This is a genomic window from Meiothermus hypogaeus (genome assembly GCF_003574035.1).
GTDB lineage: Bacteria > Deinococcota > Deinococci > Deinococcales > Thermaceae > Meiothermus > Meiothermus hypogaeus.
In genome coordinates this window covers 1-1,763 of sequence record NZ_QWKY01000158.1, presented here as the reverse complement: position 1 = coordinate 1,763, position 1,763 = coordinate 1, and the positions used below count along the sequence as shown (strand labels likewise).

The 1,763-nt window shown below is 42.8% G+C and carries 1 protein-coding gene and 1 rRNA gene; both read left to right on the top strand.

Going from position 1 to position 1,763, the window contains the following annotated elements; translation table 11 throughout:
• A 16S ribosomal RNA gene (locus Mhypo_RS17665) occupies positions 1-119 on the top strand; the annotation flags it as partial.
• A gap of 188 nt (positions 120-307) precedes the next feature.
• On the top strand, positions 308-1,612 hold the full coding sequence (locus Mhypo_RS17660) for a GmrSD restriction endonuclease domain-containing protein (RefSeq protein WP_119342519.1): 1,305 nt from the start codon (positions 308-310) through the stop codon (positions 1,610-1,612).
• Positions 1,613-1,763: the final 151 nt, after the last annotated feature.

Here is a 1,763-nt window from a genome sequence, read left to right as displayed (position 1 = left end):
AGTGGGTTTTGCCTGAAATCGCCGGGAGCCTCAGGCAGGCGCTTAGGGTAAGGCTCATGACTGGGGCTAAGTCGTAACAAGGTAACTGTACCGGAAGGTGCGGTTGGATCACCTCCTTTCTAAGGAGCACATAGCCTCTCCCCTATGCGGGATAGGTTCATAGAAGCTCGGCTGATCTTTCTTTGTTCAAGCTAGCGCCCTTCGGGGCGCTTTTTTGTTCGTTTATCTAGAGCAATTTTCAAACCTTGTGCTATTAATAGGCATAGTTTTCTAAACATAGACTTTTTTTTCATCTTTGGGAGATTGGATGGGAAAGCTTACGTATAATCTCAGCGAGAAAACGATTCAGGATTTTGTTCATTATTACAAGAATAAGCAGCTCAATCTCAACCCTGGTTTTCAGCGCCAGTCGGTATGGCGCTTATCAGATCGCCGAAAGTTGATTGATTCAATACTTCAAGGATTTCCCATACCCTCAATATTTCTGTTCCAGCGAAGTGAAGGTGAAGGTGGTGCTGGGAGGTTGATTTATGACGTAGTAGACGGTAAGCAGCGCCTGGAATCTATTTTTATGTTTTTGGGATTGATTCGCGGGAAAAAATTCTCTTTGAGAACCAAGCTGGACGAGGAAGAGCAGCCCCGTGACTATGATTGGCTACGTCTAAAGCCAAAGCATGAAGCTAGAGTAATGGGCTACAAGCTTCAAATTGTTGAGGTGTCGGGAGATTTGGCAGATATTGAACTCCTATTCATTAGAATTAATTCAACTGGTAAATCACTTACTGGACAGGAAAAGCGACATGCTCGCTATTACAACAGTCCATTTTTGAAGCAAGCTGCTAAGCTTGCAGACCGGCATAAAACCTACTTTACGGGAATGGGTATATTATCTCAATATCAAATTGACCGCATGAAACACATTGAACTAGTCAGTGAATTACTCGCTTCTATTCGAAAAGAAGAACCCATAAACAAAAAAACTGCACTCAATAGCGTGATGAGCGGAGGAATTGACCGAGTAAACTCGTTGAATAAATGGACTAATGAGTTTGAGAAAGTCATTCGCATCCTAAAGCAGATTTTTCCTCGAATCAAAGAAACGCGCTTTACGCATATACCCGACTTTTACTCTCTCTTCTTTCTCTTCTGGAAGCTTGATAAGTCGGGCTGCGTTCTAACGGATAAGCAACGAAATAGGCAGGCCCAAGACCTTCTTATTTGGTTTTCATTTGGCTTGAACTACGCAAGCGAAAACTCAAAGAAAAGAAGCGGTGCACTGTCTGATCAAGGATTATTCTTGGAATATTTACATACTGTACGAGGTAATACGGATAGCTTTGACTCACGCAAACGCCGAATAGAGATTCTTAATGAGATATTTGGTGGGCTATTCGAAAAAAGGGATAAACAAAGAAGGTTCACAAAACAGCAGCGTGAACTTATTTGGCATTCCCAAGAAGTTAAGAGGTGTGCAATATGTAATAAAACGTTAACGTGGGACAATTTCACTATTGATCACATAAGGCCCTGGAGTAAGGCAGGGCCCACAACAATTGACAACGCCCAGCTATTGTGCTCGAGCTGCAATTCGCGCAAAGGTAACAGAACATAGATTAGATTTGCTGGATATGTGCCGAGTCATATAAAAAATTCGGTTGAGCAAAGGAAGGGGCTTCTAAACTGGATTTGTGAATAACCCAGAGAAGCCCAAAGATAGTGTAGCTTGCCAGAACTGCGGAAGTGTGAAAGTCGAATGTGGCGGC

Bases quoted from the DNA above. Each gene is read 5' to 3' on its own strand.
- Mhypo_RS17660 (WP_119342519.1), top strand. From the start codon at position 308: ATGGGAAAGCTTACGTATAATCTCAGCGAGAAAACGATTCAGGATTTT.